The organism is Corynebacterium sp. FDAARGOS 1242 (assembly GCF_016889985.1).
In the GTDB taxonomy this organism is placed as follows: domain Bacteria; phylum Actinomycetota; class Actinomycetes; order Mycobacteriales; family Mycobacteriaceae; genus Corynebacterium; species Corynebacterium minutissimum_B.
In genome coordinates, this window is record NZ_CP069568.1 from 2,549,478 (window position 1) to 2,568,034 (window position 18,557).

The 18,557-nt window shown below is 62.1% G+C and carries 17 protein-coding genes; 9 read left to right on the forward strand and 8 right to left on the reverse strand.

Features of this window, described 5'->3' with window-relative positions; all coding sequences use genetic code 11:
* Positions 1-66: 66 nt before the first annotated feature.
* Positions 67-669, reverse strand: coding sequence for a superoxide dismutase (locus I6J72_RS12205; RefSeq protein ID WP_070673390.1), 603 nt, complete (start codon positions 667-669; stop codon positions 67-69).
* Positions 670-857: 188 nt separating this feature from the next.
* Here I6J72_RS12205 and msrA point away from each other — a divergent pair, with 188 nt between their 5' ends.
* Positions 858-1,508 carry a peptide-methionine (S)-S-oxide reductase MsrA gene (gene msrA, locus I6J72_RS12210; protein ID WP_204099374.1) on the forward strand — a complete coding sequence of 217 codons (651 nt, stop codon included), beginning with the start codon at positions 858-860 and terminating at the stop codon, positions 1,506-1,508.
* On the opposite strand, the gene I6J72_RS12215 is transcribed toward msrA, so the two are convergent.
* Positions 1,505-3,337 (reverse strand): alpha/beta-hydrolase family protein, encoded by a 1,833-nt coding sequence (locus I6J72_RS12215; protein WP_239107367.1) that lies wholly within the window; start codon positions 3,335-3,337, stop codon positions 1,505-1,507. The two genes, msrA and I6J72_RS12215, sit on opposite strands and share 4 nt — an antisense overlap.
* A 149-nt stretch (positions 3,338-3,486) precedes the next feature.
* On the opposite strand from I6J72_RS12215, the gene I6J72_RS12220 reads away from it, so the two are divergent.
* From I6J72_RS12220 to I6J72_RS12230, 3 genes are read left to right on the forward strand one after another with little or no spacing between them, the layout of a single operon-like run.
* Positions 3,487-4,437 carry an L-lactate dehydrogenase gene (locus I6J72_RS12220; protein ID WP_204099376.1) on the forward strand — a complete coding sequence of 317 codons (951 nt, stop codon included), beginning with the start codon at positions 3,487-3,489 and terminating at the stop codon, positions 4,435-4,437.
* Positions 4,437-5,141: a glycerophosphodiester phosphodiesterase family protein gene (locus tag I6J72_RS12225; protein WP_204099377.1), complete on the forward strand. Its 705-nt coding sequence runs from the start codon at positions 4,437-4,439 to the stop codon at positions 5,139-5,141. The genes I6J72_RS12220 and I6J72_RS12225 overlap by 1 nt, the downstream gene beginning before the upstream one ends.
* Before the next feature lie 21 nt (positions 5,142-5,162).
* Positions 5,163-6,092, forward strand: a complete 930-nt coding sequence (locus I6J72_RS12230; RefSeq protein WP_039672623.1) for a DUF5926 family protein — start codon at positions 5,163-5,165, stop codon at positions 6,090-6,092.
* Between the two features lie 18 nt (positions 6,093-6,110).
* On the opposite strand, the gene I6J72_RS12235 is transcribed toward I6J72_RS12230, so the two are convergent.
* The 3 genes from I6J72_RS12235 to I6J72_RS12245 form a co-directional block, all read right to left on the reverse strand.
* A complete protein-coding gene (locus tag I6J72_RS12235) occupies positions 6,111-7,490 on the reverse strand; it encodes an LCP family protein (RefSeq protein ID WP_204099378.1) in 1,380 nt (459 codons plus the stop codon).
* A gap of 75 nt (positions 7,491-7,565) precedes the next feature.
* The gene (locus tag I6J72_RS12240; RefSeq protein ID WP_204100524.1) at positions 7,566-8,261 is read right to left on the reverse strand and encodes a CPBP family intramembrane glutamic endopeptidase; all 696 of its coding nucleotides are present in this window, start codon (positions 8,259-8,261) and stop codon (positions 7,566-7,568) included.
* A gap of 2 nt (positions 8,262-8,263) precedes the next feature.
* Positions 8,264-9,409, reverse strand: a complete 1,146-nt coding sequence (locus I6J72_RS12245) for an amidase (RefSeq protein WP_204099379.1) — start codon at positions 9,407-9,409, stop codon at positions 8,264-8,266.
* Between the two features lie 33 nt (positions 9,410-9,442).
* Here I6J72_RS12245 and pheA point away from each other — a divergent pair, with 33 nt between their 5' ends.
* Together pheA and I6J72_RS12255 are read left to right on the forward strand one after the other, a co-directional pair.
* Positions 9,443-10,351 (forward strand): prephenate dehydratase, encoded by a 909-nt coding sequence (gene pheA / locus I6J72_RS12250; RefSeq protein WP_204099380.1) that lies wholly within the window; start codon positions 9,443-9,445, stop codon positions 10,349-10,351.
* A gap of 10 nt (positions 10,352-10,361) precedes the next feature.
* Positions 10,362-11,009 (forward strand): histidine phosphatase family protein, encoded by a 648-nt coding sequence (locus tag I6J72_RS12255; protein ID WP_204099381.1) that lies wholly within the window; start codon positions 10,362-10,364, stop codon positions 11,007-11,009.
* Between the two features lie 33 nt (positions 11,010-11,042).
* On the opposite strand, the gene I6J72_RS12260 is transcribed toward I6J72_RS12255, so the two are convergent.
* The 3 genes from I6J72_RS12260 to I6J72_RS12270 all read right to left on the reverse strand — a co-directional run bounded on the left by I6J72_RS12260 (position 11,043) and on the right by I6J72_RS12270 (position 13,314).
* Positions 11,043-11,390, reverse strand: a complete 348-nt coding sequence (locus I6J72_RS12260) for a metallopeptidase family protein (protein ID WP_204099382.1) — start codon at positions 11,388-11,390, stop codon at positions 11,043-11,045.
* A 27-nt stretch (positions 11,391-11,417) separates the two neighbouring features.
* Entirely contained in the window at positions 11,418-12,515 is a 1,098-nt protein-coding gene (locus tag I6J72_RS12265) for a septum formation family protein (protein ID WP_204099383.1), read from the reverse strand.
* Between the two features lie 67 nt (positions 12,516-12,582).
* Positions 12,583-13,314: a GntR family transcriptional regulator gene (locus tag I6J72_RS12270; RefSeq protein WP_115023922.1), complete on the reverse strand. Its 732-nt coding sequence runs from the start codon at positions 13,312-13,314 to the stop codon at positions 12,583-12,585.
* A 65-nt stretch (positions 13,315-13,379) separates the two neighbouring features.
* Between I6J72_RS12270 and serS the strand changes: the two genes are divergently transcribed.
* The 3 genes from serS (at position 13,380) to I6J72_RS12285 (ending at position 18,547) form a co-directional block, all read left to right on the forward strand.
* Positions 13,380-14,645: a serine--tRNA ligase gene (gene serS, locus I6J72_RS12275; RefSeq protein ID WP_204099384.1), complete on the forward strand. Its 1,266-nt coding sequence runs from the start codon at positions 13,380-13,382 to the stop codon at positions 14,643-14,645.
* A 94-nt stretch (positions 14,646-14,739) separates the two neighbouring features.
* The gene (locus I6J72_RS12280) at positions 14,740-16,473 is read left to right on the forward strand and encodes a 1-acyl-sn-glycerol-3-phosphate acyltransferase (RefSeq protein ID WP_204099385.1); all 1,734 of its coding nucleotides are present in this window, start codon (positions 14,740-14,742) and stop codon (positions 16,471-16,473) included.
* A gap of 349 nt (positions 16,474-16,822) precedes the next feature.
* Positions 16,823-18,547 carry a glycerol-3-phosphate dehydrogenase/oxidase gene (locus I6J72_RS12285; RefSeq protein WP_204099386.1) on the forward strand — a complete coding sequence of 575 codons (1,725 nt, stop codon included), beginning with the start codon at positions 16,823-16,825 and terminating at the stop codon, positions 18,545-18,547.
* Positions 18,548-18,557: the final 10 nt, after the last annotated feature.

An 18,557-nucleotide genomic window follows, 5' to 3' on the forward strand; every position in this document is an offset into this window, starting at 1 on the left:
TCAGAAAGTCCGAGGGTGTCGGCGCGGTGTCGTGCTAGTTGGCCTTAATTAAAGCCGGTGAGCTGCTTACTTGGTAGCGGCAGCGTAACGCTCAGCAACGTCCTCCCAGTTGAAGACGTTCCACACAGCCTTAACGTAGTCAGCCTTCACGTTCTTGTACTGGAGGTAGAAAGCGTGCTCCCACATATCCAGCATGAGCAGCGGGGTGAAGTTCACGGAGATGTTGCCCTGCTGATCAGAGAGCTGCTCAATAACCAGGCGGCCAGCAATGTGGTCGTAGCCCAGAACTGCCCAACCGGAGCCCTGCAGGCCGGTAGCAACAGCGGAGAAGTGAGCCTTGAACTTCTCGAAGGAACCGAAGTCACGGTTAATAGCCTCAGCCAGCTCGCCAGTCGGCTCGCCGCCACCGTTCGGGGAAAGGTTCTTCCAGAAGATGGAGTGGTTGGTGTGGCCACCCAGGTTGAAGGCCAGGTTCTTGGACAGCGCGCGGATAGCGTCAGCGTTAGCCTCGCCGTTGCGCTGCTCCTCCAGAGCCTCGAGCGCTGCGTTAGCGCCAGCAACGTAGCCGGCGTGGTGCTTGGAGTGGTGCAGCTCCATGATCTCAGCGGAGATGTGCGGCTCCAGTGCGTCGTATGCGTAGTCGAGTTCCGGAAGTTCGTAAACAGCCATTGTTACAATCCTTTCTATTGGGTTCGCGGCCCATGGTAGGGGCAGATTGAGAATTTGGCCACAATATTTTCTGCAGGGTGGACACCCTGCAGCGTTGTCCGGGCGCGGACCACCCTGAACAAAAAGTGGCTCCTCCACAGGGCCGAGGGGTATAAGAGGATGCATCGACACGTAAAGGAGAATCCTGCATGTTCCTCTACAAACCAGAGCCCGCGCTCGTTTCGAAGGGCGACGCACTCCCCGGGCGAGCAGAGCCTGTCCTGACCAATCCGCAGCCCCATGCCGTGCTTGGCACGCCGATTACCGGCCCGTGGAAGGAAGGTCAGAAGTCCCTCCTCATTGCTATCGGATGCTTTTGGGGTGCTGAGAAAATGTACTGGGAAACCGAGGGCGTGGAGTCCACCTCCGTGGGCTACGCCGGCGGCGCGACCCCGAACCCCACCTATTACGAAGTCTGCCGCGGCCTGACCAACCATGCAGAGGTTGTCCAAATCACCTATGACCCGGAGCGCATTAGCCTGCGTGACCTCGTGGTCAAGGCGCTTGAGGCCCACGACCCGACCCAGGGATTCCGCCAAGGCAACGACGTGGGCACCCAGTACCGCTCCGCCTTCTATCCAGAGACGGAAGAGGAGCGCGAGGAGATTCAACAGCTGGTGGATTACTATGCCGCCAAGCTTGCCGCAGCCAACTTTGGTGACACCACGACTGAAATCACCCTTCTCCGTGAGACGGACGCAGGCGAGTACTACTTGGCGGAAGACGAACACCAGCAGTACCTGCACAAGGTACCCAACGGTTATTGTCCGCACCACAGCACTGGCGTGAAGTGCGACTAGAGCTGCGCGCGTACCTGCGTCCGGAAGTCAGTCGGTTTGTTGAGCTGGTCGCGCTCGACAAAAGCGCGCATCCGCTCGGCTAGCTCGGGGGTGAGCTGGGCGCGCGTTTGTGAGCCGAGGACGGCATCCCAGTACCAGAAGGTTTCCTCGAAATAGTTGTGGCCGTGACCGCCGGGCACGTTGAGTGAATTGATCTGGTCAAGGGCTACCTGCCAGAAGGTAATAAAGGGGTGCCAGTGGAGGTTCTCGAAAGTATCGGCATACAGCGTCTTCGGGGTAGGTTCGTGAATCCAATTGGGGCGGGCATAGATGAGTGTTTTATCCCACCAGACGATGGGATCGGAGGCATGCTGGCCCACCGCTACGCGCGGGCGCTCCCACGGGCCATAAGGTTCGCCGAACGCGTCGTGCTCCATGTGTTCGGGGACGGCAGCGAAGCGGAGGTGGCGGCCGCCGTCGATAAGCGGCAGGCGCTCTAGGGAGCCGCGCTCACGGTGCAGGCGGCGCATGAAGCTGGTCATGCGGGGTGGTCCAGTGAAGACTGCGCCGTCACAATCGGCGAGGAGGTCCTCGAGGTTCTCGTAGTTTTCAACAATGGCATAGCACCCCAGGGATTCGCCGCTGAGGTAGAACTTGGGGCGATTGTCCTCTGGGAGGAGCTCAAGGCGCTCCCGCACAGCAGTAATGAGCTCGCGGGCAAAGGTGGTTGAAAGGTCCTTGTCCACGAGATAGGAAAACATCGAGGGCAAATAATCGAACTGCAGCGCCACCGTGGCGCAATTTCCGCGCGTGAGGAACTCGTAGCTGCTCACTGAGTAGTTGTTGATCCAGCCCGAACCAGAGGGGAGCTGCACCACGATGGTGTTGCGGTGGAAAGCGCCCGTGCGATCCATCTCCGCCACGGCTTGGCGCGCAGCTGCCTGTGGGCCGCGGCCGCGAATCAGCCCAATGTAGATGCGGATTGGCTCGCGGGCTCGCTCGAAGTGCATGACCTCCCGGATGTCGTTGGCACGCGGGCCGCGGTCAAGGAAAGCCCTGCCCTGTGAGCCAACTGCTGTCCACGGCTCGTGGGACCACGGGCTTCCGGAACGCTCCGGCTCCCACGGCATGGAGGAGCCAGGGTAGACCAACCTGTTGAGCTCCAGTGCGTTGATGGACGCCGAGCTCAGCATCCGGCGCCACACCATCCGGTCACTGAGGACGGCAGCGGCAAAGCCCACCACGCCGCCCGCCAGTGGCCAGGCAATCCACCGGGGAAGCCAACGTTGAACTTGATGGGAAAGCTGCGTGACGGTGAGCTGGGTAGCTTCGCCAAGAATCAAGAGCGCACCATAACCAGCGGTACCTACAAGCATGCCAAGTGCCGCAGTTTGGGGCCCGCGGTCATTGAGCTTACTGACCAACCGGGCCTGCGCCGTCTGGTTGCGGAGGGACCGGAGACCTGCCACGAAGGTGCCCAGCCCGAGGAGGTAGTAGGAATAGCGGCGAGTAGTAGGGCCGACATGGTCTTGGGGTCGGCGTCCTACTAGGCGCAGTGCTTGTTTCGTAGCGAAGGCTGCGGTCGTTGCGGCGAGGTGGCCTGCGCCTTGGCCCATGGCCACGTTGGCCGCCGTGACCCACCACGGGCGCGGAAGAAGCGATGGGGAGACGGCTGCCCACGTGGCAACCTCGGCGCCGAAGAGGCCGGGCCACATGTTTTGTGGCAGACGTCTCCTCCCCGTCATGCGCACGCCCGGGGTAAGATCGCTGACCAACTCCAAGCCAAAAATTGCAGCGTGAAGAACATTTTGGGTGGTCTTGAGAGCGATGCGGCGAAGGACTGTGCGCATGGTCGCCATTGAACCAGCTTTAACGCTGCCGTGCAGATGGCCGTCAAGGGATGTCCGATCGGGCAGGGAAATGTGAGATCAGGCTATTGAACCTGTGAAGTCGGGCGCATAACGAGCAAAATTCGGACATTGGGGGCAGAATAGGAGTCATGGGAAATCATGTTGGAAACAAAGTAGTACTCATCGGCGCAGGCGATGTTGGAGTCGCTTACGCTTACGCTCTGGTGAACCAGGGCACTGTTGATCACCTGGCCATCATCGACATCGACGAGAAGAAGCTCGAAGGCAACGTCATGGACCTCAACCATGGTGTCGTCTGGGCCCCGTCCCGCACCCGCGTGACCAAGGGCACCTATGAGGACTGCAAGGACGCCGCCATGGTCGTCATCTGCGCCGGCGCTGCGCAGAAGCCGGGTGAGACCCGTCTGCAGCTCGTGGACAAGAACGTCAAGATCATGAACTCCATTGTGGGCGACGTTATGAAGAACGGCTTCGACGGCATTTTCCTCGTTGCCTCCAACCCGGTGGATCTGCTCACCTACGCTGTATGGAAGGCCTCGGGCTTCCCGCACGAGCGCGTCATCGGCTCCGGTACCGTGCTGGACTCCGCTCGCTACCGCTACATGCTTTCAGAGATGGACGATGTCGCTCCGACCTCCGTCCACGCCTACATCATCGGTGAGCACGGCGACTCCGAGCTGCCCGTCGTCTCCTCCGCCAACATCGCTGGTGTCTCCCTGGCCCGCCGCTCTGAGAAGGACCCGGGATACAACGAGCGCATCGAGAAGATCTTCGAAGACACTCGCGATGCCGCCTACCACATCATCGACGCCAAGGGTTCCACCTCCTACGGCATCGGCATGGCCCTGGCCCGCATTACCCGCGCGGTCATCCAGAACCAGGCCGTCGCCCTTCCGGTCTCTGCTTACCTGGAGGGCCAATACGGTGGTAAGGAAGATGTCTTCATCGGTACCCCGGCCATCGTTGACCGCAACGGTGTCAACCGTGTCATCGAACTGCAGCTGGATGAGCACGAGCAGGAGCGCTTCGACCACTCCTTCAATACGCTGAACACGATTAAGGAAGAAATCTTCGGATAGTGAAGATTGTCGCCCATAGGGGATACTCCGGGAAATATCCGGAGTTATCCCCTCTTGCCTTTGAGAAAGCGCTCGAGCTGCCCATCCATGGCATCGAGTGCGATATTCGCCTGAGCAGCGATGGCAAAGTGGTGGTCCACCACGATCCCACGCTGGACCGCACCACGAACGGTTCGGGCCGTGTGTCCCGCCAAACGTGGGAGGACCTGCGTCGCCTCAACATTGGGGGCGGCCAGCGAATGCTGCTTTTCGACGAACTCCTGGAAATGCTCGACGGCAAGAGCCACCACCTCTACGTCGAAACCAAACACCCCTCGGGGCAGGGCGACATCCTTGAGGAGCAGATGGTGCTGCGGCTGCGCTACGCGGGGCTTATCGACGACCCCCGTATCCACATGATTTCCTTTTCCCACCGCGCCATCCGCCGCATGACCGCGCTTGCTCCCCAGATCGACCGCGTTTATTTGCGCCGCGATTGGGAGCGTCACGTCAACCGGCCGGATTTCCTGTTATCCCAGCCCACGGGCTTGGGGATGTCGATTCTCCGCGGCAAAATCCAACCTGATGCCATCGGTGCGCATGGCTTGCCGACGTACATGTGGACCATCGATAAGCCGGAAGACATGAAGTGGGCGTGGGCCAACGGGGTAGATATTCTCGCGACGAATGAACCTGAAGTGGCCCTGCACGCCATTGAGCTGTAGCGAACAGGTAAGTTGTTGGGTATGGCAAAGAAGAAAAAGAAGAACGAACAGCTGCCGGAGGGTATGTCCCGCCGCCAAGCTAAGCTCGCTGCCCGCGCCGCCGAGCGCGCTGCCCTGGAAAAGGATCCCCGCCCGTTTGGTGGTCTCGCCGCTGAGGCTAGCCTCGTTGCCCTGCAGGAATTCGTTCCTTCCGCAACGGCGAAGCTCTCCGTCAAGGGCTTTGACAAGGACGTTTACGTTGCGACCGTGCTGCCGGGTGCCTCTGCAGCGCTCATCCGTGATGAGGAGTCTGGCGGAGATGCTTTCGTGGGTCTGCAGGTGCAGTCCCATACCCACAACCCGGGCCGCGACCTGGCCTTTGCGCTCAACTGGGTAAAGAACAACGCGCCGGGGTCCACCCTGGAGTCTACTGCTGCCGACGGATCCCAGCCGGAGCTGTCCGAGCTTCTGGACGAATCTGCTGAGCTCGACATCACCGTCTACCAGGACTTCTCCTGGTGGATGCCGGAGGGTGCACAGGTCCCGCCGCACATGGCACAGGCTCTGCAGCGCGCCAATGATTCCGTCATCGAGTCCTACCAGGTGGGCCAGGACGCTGAGGGCCTCATCGGCACCGCCTTCTGGGCTAATGCTGGTGGCGGCAAGGCTCACATCCGCTGGGTCCGCCCGTGCGATGATGAGAATGCCTTCCTTAACGCCCTGTCCCGCGTTGCCGCACGCGGTGAACTCAACTTGGGTGAAGGTACCAAGTTCGCCGGTGTCTTCCGCACCCACGGCCTTATCGCTCCGGTCTTCGACCTTGATCCGGACGTTGCGCACGACTCTTACGAGGCCGAGCTCTCCCGCGTGAACAAGGCATTGGAGGAAGAAATCTCCAACGATGTCAACCTCAACGCTGACGAGCGCAAGCAGCTGCAGAACATCAAGTCCCGTCAGGTGACCCTGCGCTAGAAACGACCAGTCGAAGTCCTAGCGCATCGAATCCCACAGGGCCTGGGCGCCGGCGTCATCCCAAAGGACGACGTTGCCCACCACGGTGTCCTGGAAACCGCCAATCGGTACAGTTTCTGTCTCTACTCCAGAGGACATGGATAGCGCCACGCGTGCCAAGTGCCAGACGTGGTCCTTGCGGCCCACGATGAAGGAGTCCGCGGTGTGGTTGACCAAGGAGATGGCCTTGAAGGGATTCGCGATGGTCGCCGGGGATGTGGTCTTTTCCAACAGGGCGGCGAAGAACTCGCGCTGTCGCTGCACGCGGTCAAGGTCACCCATCGCGGTAGCGCGGGTACGCACATAGCCCAAGGCATCCGGCCCGCGGAGCTTCTGACAGCCGGCCTGCAAGTCAATACCGGCCAGCGGATCGTTGATGGGCTCCTGCACACAGATCTCGACGCCGCCAACGGAATCCACCACGTTGGCCAGGCCGCCCATGCCAATTTCCGCATAGTGGTCGATGTGCAGGCCGGTGGACTGCTCCACGGTCTGAGCCAGCAGCTGAGGGCCGCCGTAGGTAAAAGCAGAGTTGATCTTGTCCATGCCAAAGCCGGGGACGTCCACGTAGCTATCGCGGGGGATGGAGACCAGCTTGGCTTTGCCGGACTTCGGGATGTGCAGGAGCATGATGGTGTCCGTACGGCCCGCGCCCACGTCACCACCGGTGCCCAACTCTGCCTGCTGTTCCTCGGTAAGACCCTGGCGGGAGTCGGAGCCCACGAGTAGCCAGTTAGTGCCGGAGGTCGACGCCACCTGCTCCTCAGGCAGCGCATCGATGCGGGTCAAGCGACTATCCGTCCACAAGGTGAACACCACGGTGAAGACGAGCGCGATGGCAACGAGCCAGCCCGCGCAGCCAAAAACCTGCTTGAGGGGGTTGACCTTCTTGCGGCGGCTGTGCGGGCGGCCTTCAGCGCGACGACGAGAGACGCGCCCCAGATCATCGGGGTTATAGCTGCGAGGTGGCTGCTCAGTGCGGGGTTGGTACTGCTGCTGCGCAGCGCGGTCCGCGTAGGGGCGCGGTTGTTGGCGCGGCGGGTTCTGGGCCATGTAGGCATCGACGTCGAAACGAGTTTCCTCGCGGCGCGACGCTGCTGGGCGGCCGCGGTAGGGCTCTGCGGACCGCGCGCCGGGGCGGCGTGCTTGGGAGGACTGGGGACGGCGGCGCACTGGGCGGCCATAGCGGTCACGCAGGGGCTGGCCATCGGCGCCGAGGACGTAATCGCCCAGCTCGGCATCGCTGGCATGGGCGCCAGCAGACTGAGCCGAGCTGCCGGAACCCGCGCGGCGGTAATCGCCGGGGGATTTGCCCGCGCGGCGCGCCTCGCGCTCTGGATCGCGTCCTTGATAGGTCATGGGGAACACTGTACCGCCTAATCACTCCTGCCCCAGAGTTCACAGGGCGTGCGCGGAGCCTTTTCCAGCTATTTTTTAAGCGCCAAAGAGGGCAGCGTAACCGACGAACGCGACGGCGTCGATAAGAAAGTGCGCGATGACCAGCGGCCATACCCGTCCAGTGCGGTGAAAATACCAGCCATAGAGCAGCCCCATGATGATATTGCCAAACCCGGCCGAGATTCCTTGATAGAGGTGGTAGGAGCCGCGCAGGAGGGACGTCGCCGCTAGCGAGGCAGGAAGAGCCCAGCCGCACTGCTTGAGTCTGGTCATGAGCCAATAGACCACGACGAGCTCCTCTGCCCAGGCGTTGGCGAAGGACTTGAGCAGCAAGACGGGGATTTCAATCCAGGTATCAAAAGCGCCCGGAATGACCTCCTTGGTCCAGCCCCAGTGCAGCGCCGCGTAGTAAAGCACCAGCCCCGGCAGGCCAATGATAGCGGCTAATGCCGCGCCATGGAGGCCATCGCGCCAACGGGGCCGCGGCGGCCAGGCAAGGAGGTAGAGCACGAGCGCGCCCCACGCCACCAAGATGGCGGTGCTGCACAGCTGGAAGGCGAGGTCGAGCAGAGTCGTCGTGGACTGCGAGGAGTTGATGGTGACGGATTGCTCGTTGAGCGGGGTAGGGTTGAGGAGGGAATCCGCGAGCCGAAGGACGGCGCGTACCCCGGAGATGCCGAACGTGATGGTGAGGACGATGAGAATTTCCGCCCGGAGGCGAGAGCGCGTCATGGTCATGGGTGGAGCACCTGGGCCAGGCCGAGAAGGGAGGCGTCGTCCAGCGTGATGCCGCCTAGGTGAACGCCGACTGGCGGGTGGTTGGGCACCGGCCACGGCACGGAGATCGCCGGAAGCTTGGCTACATTGAACAGTGATCCCCACGGCGACCAGCGGGTTTGCTCGTCGAAATTCTCCTGATGGTCGCGGTCAAGGAAGTGCCCACGACGCGGCGGATCGAAGGCCAGCGTGGGGGAGAGGATGGCGTCGACCTGCCAGAACTTCCGAAGAACGCCAGGCAGAACGATGGCATGACTGCGCGCGAGTAAGAGTTCCATTTCTGTGACACGGCGGCCCTGGGTGCGAATCCATTCGGCGTAGCCTTCAGCGAACTCCAGATCCGCCAGACGGTGGGTAAAGATGTGCTGGAAGGCCTCAAACGTTGCGGCTGCCTGCGGGTAAGGCGAGATGGCGACGGTCTCGAACCCGGCGCCCTCCAACCGGGCAGTGGCCTCGCTGACGGCGCGGAGCATGTGCGGAGCCACCTCTACCTCAGCGAAAAGAGGATCAGTGAGCACTCCAACGCGGGCGCGCGGTGTGCGCGGAGTTAGCCCATGGAGGGTAGCGCTATCAGCCACGGAGCGGGTAATAAAACCGGGCACGGAGAGATCTTCGCCGGCAGGTTTGAAGCCCACGACTCCACAGGCGGCAGCCGGAACGCGGATAGAACCGCCGCCATCGGAGGCATGGGCCGCGCGCAGCAAACCCCGCGCTACTTGCACGGCAGCCCCGCCGGAGGAACCGCCCGGCGTATGGCCTGGGTAGTGGGGATTATCTGGATGAGGAAGGCCCACGGGTTCCGTATCGACGCGCAAGCCCAGTTCGGGGGCGGCGGATTTGCCGATGATGACCGCGCCGGCGTCGATAAGCTCCTGCAGGAAGGGATCTGTCTCCTCGGCGAGGTAGGTGCGCTCAGCGTGGCCGTGGGTAGTGGGCATACCGGCGACGTCATTGAGATCCTTGGCAGAGAGAATCCACCCGCTCAAGCGCCCGTGGCGCTGCGGCCGGCGCTCCAGATCAATGTGCGTGAAACCGTGCTCCTCGGGGCTTAGCCCCGCAAGATCCTCGCGCAGTTTCTCCAGGGTGAACTCGCTAACGTCCATGGCGGCCCAGTCTAGTGGGCTAAGGTTGCCTGCATGAGCACCACCATCGCATTCTTGGGACCAGCCGGGACGTTTACGGAGGCGGCAATGCAACGTTTTGCCGCAGAACTGGGCGAAACGACACCGCTTCCCGTTGGTTCGCCGAAGGAAGCGCTGGCCGCGGTGCGTTCAGGCGACGCCGATTATGCCTGCGTGGCCATTGAAAACTCGGTGGACGGCCCAGTTACGGCCACGTTCGATGCGCTGGCTGATGGTTCCCCGGTCCAGATTTACCGCGAAGTGGACCTTCCGGTGTCCTTCTCCATCCTGACTCGGGGCAAGAGCGCCCAGGAGATCACAACCTTCTCGACTCATCCGGTGGCCTACCAGCAAGTTCGCGGCTGGTTGGAGGAGAACCTGCCGGGCGTTGAGTACGTCCCGGCGGCGTCGAATGGCGCGGCTGCCCAGGCTGTGGCGCGCGGCGAGGCGGATGCAGCAGCAGCCCCCGCCCGTGCCGGGGAGGTCTTTGGGCTGGATGCACTAGCGGACAATATCGCCGACGTCGAGGGCGCCACCACTCGTTTCGTCCTAGTAGGCCCCGCCGGCCAACCCACCGCGCGCACTGGCCACGACCGCACGTCCGTCATCTTTACCCTGCCCAACGAACCTGGCTCGCTCGTGGGCGCCTTGCAGGAGTTTGCGCACCGCGGCGTGGACCTCACCCGCATCGAGTCCCGTCCGCTGCGTACCGTCTTTGGCAACTACCGTTTCCACGCGGATCTTATCGGGCACATTGATGACCAGCCGGTGGCCGAGGCCCTGCGGGCGCTGTGGCTGCGCGCAGAAGAGGTGGTCTTCGTAGGCTCGTGGCCCTCCGCTGCGGCAACACCGAAGGCCCAGCTGGATCTGGTCCGTCTTAAGCAGGCTGATGAATGGGTAGCGAAGGCGCGCACCGGGCAATAATGTGTGAAGCATGACCGGAAGAATCATTCTCCTGCGCCACGGCCAGACCTTTTCCAACATTGACCGCATCATGGATACTCGCCCGCCGGGCGCCGAGCTGACCGAGCGCGGCCGCGGTCAGGCAGAGGACGTGGGCCGGGAGTTGGCCGAGCTGTGTGAAGGCCGCCGCGTACGCTTCGTCTGCTCCATTGCGCTGCGAGCCCAGCAGACGGCCATGTTGGCGTCCAAGGCTTATGCCGAGGCTGCCGATGAACGCAACGTTCCCGTCGAGGTCCGCGTGGGTCTGCACGAGGTCTTCGCCGGCGAGCACGAGATGAGCGGCAGCGAGGATACCCACCGCGAATACATGGTGGCCCTGCGCGGCTGGGTCGATGGTGATCCGGAAGCCCGCATGCCGGGCGGCGAAAGTTACACCGACGTGCTGGAGCGCTATCAACCGGTGCTGGTGGATATTGCCGCGGAGCTTGGCGACGACGAAGATGTCATCGTTGTCAGCCACGGCGCGGCTATCCGCGTGGTCACGACCCATGCCTGCGGCGTGGACCCGGACTTTGCCTACACCGGCTATATGCCCAACTGCCGCTTTACCCTCATGGAGCCACACGGCCAGCACTTTGGTCAGTGGACCCTGAAGCGCTGGGCCGATACCGACGTCTAATTCGTTATAGCCAGCGTAGGTGTCTCGGGGCGCCTACCCCCAGCCCAGCTCGTGGAGGCGGTCCTCCTCGAAGCCAAAGTAGTGACCCACCTCGTGGAAGACGGTCACCATGACCTCGTGCGCTAGCTCTTCCTCTGAGTTGCAGATGGACTGCAGCGGCTTGCGGTAAATGGATATGGCATCCGGCAGGTAGCCGGTGTGCGAGGCGGTGCGTTCCGTCAGCATGACTCCCTCGTAGAGGCCCAGCAGGTGGGGATTTTCTGGATTCTGGTCCTCGACGAGGATGACGACGTTGCGCATCTGATCGACGAACCTGTCCGGAATTTTGTCGAGGGCCTCGCCTACGAGCTCCTCAAAGCGCTCCTCGCTGACCTCATACATTGCTGTTCCCTTTTGTGGTTCGGGCGCCTACTGTGCTGGCGCGGCAGCCGGGTCTTCGGTAGGAGCGGCAGGGGTCTCGCCACCGCCTTGCTCATTCGGATCGCGCAGAGGGTTGCGCTTGGGTTGCTCGGTAGGCGGGGCGCCATCGATCATCAGACCGTCACGCCCGTCCTTGGCCGAGCCCGTCACGGTGGAGAAGAAACCACGGTTGACGTGGATCAAGGAGCAGTTCACCGAACGTGATCCGCCTTCCCAGGATTCGCGCGATAGGGCATCCCAGAAGGGCTGCAGAGTGGACTGGTAAAGATTCTCCTCGCCGTCGAGGTAATCCATGGCGTTCTGGGTACAGGTCTCCGAAAGGTGCTTGTCCAGTTCCTCATCGCTGGGGTAGCCATCGGGGAAACGCTCCGCCAGGTTAATGACGGAGACGGTCTCCATCTGGTGCGGCTCGGTACACGGCACGGTGCTGACCACCTGTGATTCATCGACCTTGCGGCATTCGCCTGGCTTGGCGACGACCGCCTGGTCCACCTCCGCCACCTTTCCTGTGGACTCTTGCGGAACACCCGCAGCGTCCGTGGTCTGCAGCCCGCACAGCAGGGTACGGTCGCCCTTCTCCCACGAGGCCGCCGGCGGCAGGATAGAAGCAATGTCGTAGCGCCCATGGGGATCCCACTTGCCGTCGAGGTAGCTCACCGTTGGTGCCTCGCAGAGCTCATCGCGCAGCGCATTCTGGCGGGTAATGTCCGGGCGCTCGGCATTGCGGCCGAACTCACTGGTGGGGTAGGCACTCAAGTCCTCGCGCGCGGAGATTTCAAAGCGGTGTGGCTTATCGCAGCTGGTCTGCTCGAATCCGGTGGCGGTGCCATCCGGCGCAATATCCCACGTCACGCATGCCCCCGCGGAAGCGGATGTGAAGGATGCTGCCGCTGCGTCCGGGGCAGAGGGGTCGGCGGCTTGGCTACCGTCGACGCTGGGAGCGGTGGACTTGCCCGCGGTGGTGTCGCTGCTGGAAGAATCGCCGCTGAACACACCGTAGGCAGCCATGAAGGCGGCCGCAGCCAAGGCGGCAACGAGGACGACGCGGATGGAGGAGGCGGAGCGCCAGGCAGAAGTAGTGCTCATAGAACTCTTCATAGTACCCCCTTAGCCTTAGCGGCTCCTAGGCGCTTCCTACGGCCCACCGTGACATTTACTGAGAAGCACGGGCGACGCGGGAGGTCAGCCGGTAGCGGTCGGTGCGGTAGACCGAGGAACACCATTCCACCGGCCGGTCCCCCGAGCGGGCGAAACGTGTGATGTGGAGGAGGGGGGTGCCTGGGGAGACGTCGAGAAGCGCGGCGATCTCTTCCTCTGCCGCTACGGCCGTCACGGTTTGTTCGGCCTCTGTAATGGGGACGTCGAAGGTCGAGCCCAAAATGGCATAGACGGACTTGTAAATGTCATTTTCCAGCAGCGTCGGCGCGAAGGTGGAGTTGTACCAGCCATCATCGATGGAATAGGGCTCGCCATCGCCCAAGCGCAGGCGGCGCAGGTGGGTATGGGCCACGGTGGGAGCGGTATTAAAGAATTCGCACACCTCGTCCGGCGCGGTGCTGCGCTCACCGAGCAGGATCTTGGAGGATGCCGTGACCTTCTGGATCCCCATCTCATCGGAGAATGACGCTAGGTGCAGGCGGCTCACCAGGGGGTTCGGCGCCACGAACGTGCCTTTGCCACGCACGCGGCGCAGGCGGCCCTCCGCCACCAAATCCCCGATGGCGCGACGAACCGTGATGCGGGAAACGCCATAGGTTTCTTCCAAAATGCGCTCGCCAGGCAGGATATCGCCCGGCTTGAGCGTGGTGCGGCAGAGCTCCGAGAGAATATCCCGCAGCTGCGCGTGCTTAGGCACGGGGCCGTCGGTGATGATGTGAGGCGCCATAACACTATGATAGGCCGCTGGTTATTACCACCGCAAAGGGTAGTGCATGCGCTAGACTATGAGGCGTGATTGATCTCAAGTTTCTTCGCGAAAACCCCGATGTAGTCCGCGCTTCCCAGGTTAACCGTGGGGAGGATCCCGAGTTGGTGGACCAGCTGCTTGCCGCCGATGAGCAGCGCCGCGCGGCGATTGTGAAGGCGGACCAGCTGCGTTCTGAGCAGAACGCCTTTGGCAAGAAGATTGGCCAAGCCTCTCCGGAGGAGCGCCCGGCACTTCTGGAGGGCTCGAATGAGCTCAAGGAGAAGGTGAAGGCAGCTAGCGAGGAAGCGGCTGCCGCTGAGGCCAAGGTGGAGGAGCTGCAGTACCAGCTCTCCAACGTGGTCGAAGGCGCGCCGGCCGGTGGCGAAGATGACTTCGTGCTGATTGAGGAAGTAGGCGAGAAGCCGGAGTTCGACTTCGAGCCGAAGGATCACCTGGAGTTGGGTGAGACGCTGGGGCTTATCGACGTCAAACGGGGCGCCAAGGTCGGCGGTGCCCGCTTCTACTACCTCACTGGTGACGGCGCCTTCCTGCAGCTGGGCATGCTCATGTTGGCCGCGCAGAAGGCCCGTGAGGCTGGCTTTAAGCTCATGATCCCGCCGGTGCTTGTGCGTCCGGACGTCATGCAGGGCACGGGTTTCTTGGGCCAGCACTCGGATGAGGTTTACTACCTCCAGGAAGATGACCTTTACCTCGTTGGTACCTCTGAGGTGGCTCTGGCCGGTTATCACAAGGACGAAATCATCGACCTGTCCAACGGCCCGATTCAGTACGCTGGCTGGTCCTCCTGCTTCCGCCGCGAGGCCGGTTCACACGGTAAGGACACCCGCGGCATTCTGCGCGTGCACCAGTTCGACAAGCTGGAGATGTTCATCTACTGCAAGCCGGAAGACGCCGAAGAGATGCACCAGAAGCTGCTCGCGATGGAGAAGGACATGCTGGCCGCTATGGAGCTGCCGTACCGCACCATCGATATCGCCGGTGGTGACCTGGGTTCCTCCGCTGCCCGTAAGTTCGACAACGAGGCATGGGTTCCTACTCAGCAGACCTATCGCGAGCTGACCTCGACCTCCAACTGCACGACCTTCCAGGCCCGCCGCCTCTCCACTCGCTACCGCGATGAGAACGGCAAGACGCAGTACGCCGCTACCCTCAACGGCACCCTCGCCACCACCCGCTGGCTCGTGGCCATCTTGGAAAACCACCAGCAGGCGGACGGTTCTGTCGTGGTTCCAGAAGCTCTTCGTCCTTTCGTGGGCAAGGATGTGCTTTACCCCGTAAACTCCCAGTAGATCGCTACGCGCGGGGTTTCACCCGCGTCGCCCTCCCTTGTCCCTCCTCGCCGCCTCCTTCAGGCGGCGAGGTTTCTTACCTGTTTGGAGCACCATGAGCGCTGTGACCAATTTTGTCTACCGGCAGATCACACACGTAGGCCGTGGGGTCACCGTGGCCCAAGGTTTGAAGATGCGCCTGTCGGGCGTGGAGAACATTCCGGATGAGGGCGGCGCGGTCATCGTGTGCAATCACACGGGCTATATGGACTTCCTTTTCGGAGCGTACTTGGCGTACCAGAAGAAGCGCCTTGTGCGTTACCTGGCCAAGGCCTCGGTATTCAAGGCTCCAATGGTGGGCCGCCTCTTCGAAGTGATGGGGCACGTTCCGGTGGATCGCATTGATGGTGGGGCGTCGATTGTGAAGGGCACCGAGTTGGCCAAGAATGGCGAGCTGGTCGGCGTCTTTGCGGAGGGCACCATTTCCCGCAGTTTCGAAATCAGGTCCATGCGCAATGGTGCTGCGCGCATTGCCCACGCGGCGGGTGTGCCGATTATCCCGCAGATTATTTTTGGCTCCCAGCGCCTCTGGACCAAGGGGCAGAAGAAGCACTTGGGCCGCACGAATACTCCGATCCTCATCACGGCGCTGGAGCCCTACTACACCACGGGTGACCCCGATGCCGATATCGCGGAAGTGCGTCGCCGCATGCAGGAAGCACTCGAGGAGCTGTGGAAGCAGTATGAGTCCGAGTTCGGGCCGATGCCCGCGGGCGAGTATTGGGTACCTGCCCGCAAGGGCGGCGGTGCGCCGACCTTGGAGGAGGCTGAGGCTCAGGACGCCGTGGTGGAGGACGAGCGCTACCGCGTGCGTCGTTTGCGCGATGACTTGGCCCACCTCAAAGGCTATGTCTCCGCCGCCACCATAGAATTGGTCCGTGACCGCATGATGCTTAAAAAATCGGCCGCGCCGGAGGCTGACGATGACGCCGTGCTTGCCGACGTCCCCAGTACCGACAGCGCCGACAGCACCACCGACGCCGACCAGCTCAAGGAGCGGCCGCGTACCGCGCCGGAAACCCTGGAATGGATCAAGGAGAACCTCAACTCCGTGGTGGAGGAGGCAACTCGTGGCCTGGAGGAGGGTCGCGACAAGGTGACGGAGGTTATGGCGCAGCTCAAGTCGGACGTCGCCGAGGCGCAGGCGTCGATGACGGCGAGCGGTAAGGAGATCTTCGCGGGGTCCGTCGTGGAGCAGGGCCTGCTCTCGGCCGCCACGCAGTCTCGCCTCATCGTTTCCCGTCTGCCACACCGCATCAAGGCGGAATACTCCGCTGTGCCGCGCATTGTTGTGGCGGATCAGAGCGCGATGAGCATGGAGGGCGGCGAAGTGTCCAAGCGCCTCCAGGGAGCACTGGCGCAGTTGCATCCCCAGGTTGAGCATCTGGTGATTATGTCGCAGCAGGGCACAGTACTTGATGCCGCTGCCGTGGAGGACATCCCGCAGAACGTCTGGCGCATTGCCTGTGCCGAAGGTGCTGAAGGCGTGCAGTTTAACGACGCTCCCGGTGGTCCCGTCGCGACCGCCGCCTCTCCGGCCGAGGGGCTGGCCGCGGTGGTGAAGAAGATTGGAGCCGAGCCGAAGGACCTTCTCTTCTTTGCGAACGAATCCGGTGATGAAACCTTTGCCGAAGGCGACGAGAATGTTGCCGTGCATATGGTGGCTCTAGAGACCGCCCCCATCGAGGTGATTAAGGCGGCTCGGGCCGTGACGTATTCCGCCGAGCGCTTCGGTATGGCAGAAGTGCTTGAGGCGATGGCCCGCCTGCAGAAGTCGAAGAAGAAATAAGTCGCTACATCTCCCACTTTTGGGAGATTCCCCATGCCTCTTTGCTGCCCCCTGATGGGGGTGGTTTTCTTTTTGTGCGCCTACTGAGTGGTGTGAAAAAGTCCTGCTTACCCCTCCGGAACTTACGTGTGAGTAGTGTCTCCAGAACGAAAAAGGCGTGACCTATAGCATGGGGTTTGGGAGATAACTTCTTCTTCATCTCAGCCGCACAGCAATGACCGTGGTGGACAATGCCGAGGCATCGTTGCTCGCGCGGTGGGTGAGCACATTTGCTTGAGCTGCGCCTTTGTCATGTGAACAAATCTTTTCCGCGCAGTGGTAAGCAGCGAGAGAGGAGATTCGGTCAACCATGACCACGACGAGTAACCACAGCTTTAACCCCGAGTATTTTGAACAGACCTGGAACGACTACTCCACTGAAGACTATGACGTCGTCATTATTGGCGGCGGCTCAGTAGGTGCTGGTGCTGCGGTGGATGCAGCCACCCGCGGTTTGAAGACGGCCGTGTTGGAATCCCAAGACTTTGCGGCAGGAACGTCCTCGCGTTCCTCCAAGATGTTCCACGGTGGCCTGCGCTACCTCGCCATGTTTGACTTCCGCCTCGTTGCGGAGTCCCTCAAGGAGCGCGAGCTCAACATGTCGACCCTGGCCCCGCACTTGGTCAAGCCGTTGAAGTTCATCTTCCCCCTTACCCACCGCGGTTGGGAGCGCGTCATGATGTTCGGTGGCTTTACCCTTTACGACCTCATGGGTGGCGCTAAGAGCGTTCCGATGCAGAAGCACCTCACCCGCAAGGGCGTGCTCAAGGTCACCCCGGGCCTCAAGGAGGATGCCGTCGTTGGTGGCGTGCGTTACTACGACACGCTTGTCGACGACGCCCGCCACACCATGACCGTCCTGCGTACCGCTGCTGAATACGGCGCAAGTGTGCGCACCGGTACTGAGGTCATCGGTTTCGAGAAGGATAACCGCGGCCGCATCACCGCTGCGCAGGTCCGTGACCTCGAGACCGGCCGCGAGACCACCGTCAAGGGCAAGGTCTTCATCAACGCCACGGGTGTTTGGAACGACAAGATTCAGGAGATGGCCGGCGCGGAGGGCAAGTTCACCGTTCACGCCTCCAAGGGTGTGCACATCGTTGTCCCGAAGGACGCCCTCGATGCCGACGCCGCTCTGTGCTTCGTCACTGAAAAGTCCGTGCTCTTCGTCATCCCGTGGGGCGAGTACTGGATCATCGGTACCACTGATACTGACTGGGAAAAGGGCCTGTCCCTGCCGGACCCGGCCCCGACCAAGGCAGATATCGACTACATCCTGGACCAGGTCAACCAGCGCGTGCGCAACAAGATTACCCGCGAGGACATCGTCGGTGTTTACTCCGGTCTGCGCCCGCTGCTGTCCGGTAAGTCCGACTCCACCACCAACCTCTCCCGCAACCACGCCGTTGCCCGCGTAGCCCCGGGTCTCGTCTCCGTTGCTGGTGGTAAGTACACGACTTACCGCGTCATCGGTAAGGATGCGGTGGACCTGGCCGCCAAGGAACTGGGCTTCAAGGTGGCAGAATCCGTCACCGAGCGCACCCCGATCTTGGGCGCGGACGGCTACCACGCGCTGGCCAACCAGGTTCCGGCGCTCGCTCGCCGTTACAACCTCAGCGAGGAGCGCATCGAGCATCTGCTCGGCCGCTACGGTTCGCTCATCAGCGAGGTGCTGGCTCCGGCCGCCGATGACGCTTCCCTCCTTGAGCCGATTCCGGGCGCTGAGAGCTACATCTGGGCTGAGGTTCGCTATGCCGTCACCCACGAGGGTGCTCTGCACATCGACGACATCGTTACCCGCCGTCTGCGCGTGGCTATCGAATTCGCCGACCGTGGCGTTGCCGCTGCTCAGCCTATCGCTGAGTTCGTTGCGCCTCTGCTGGGCTGGGACCAGAGCGACATTGAGCGCGAGGTTAGCCAGTTCAAGCAGCACACCGAGGCGGAACTTGCCGCCGAGGCTGCCCTCACCGACCGTGAGGCAAATGACATTCTCGAGCGCGCTGGCAGCGCACGAGCCACTAAGGAAGAAGCCTAAGCATCACGGG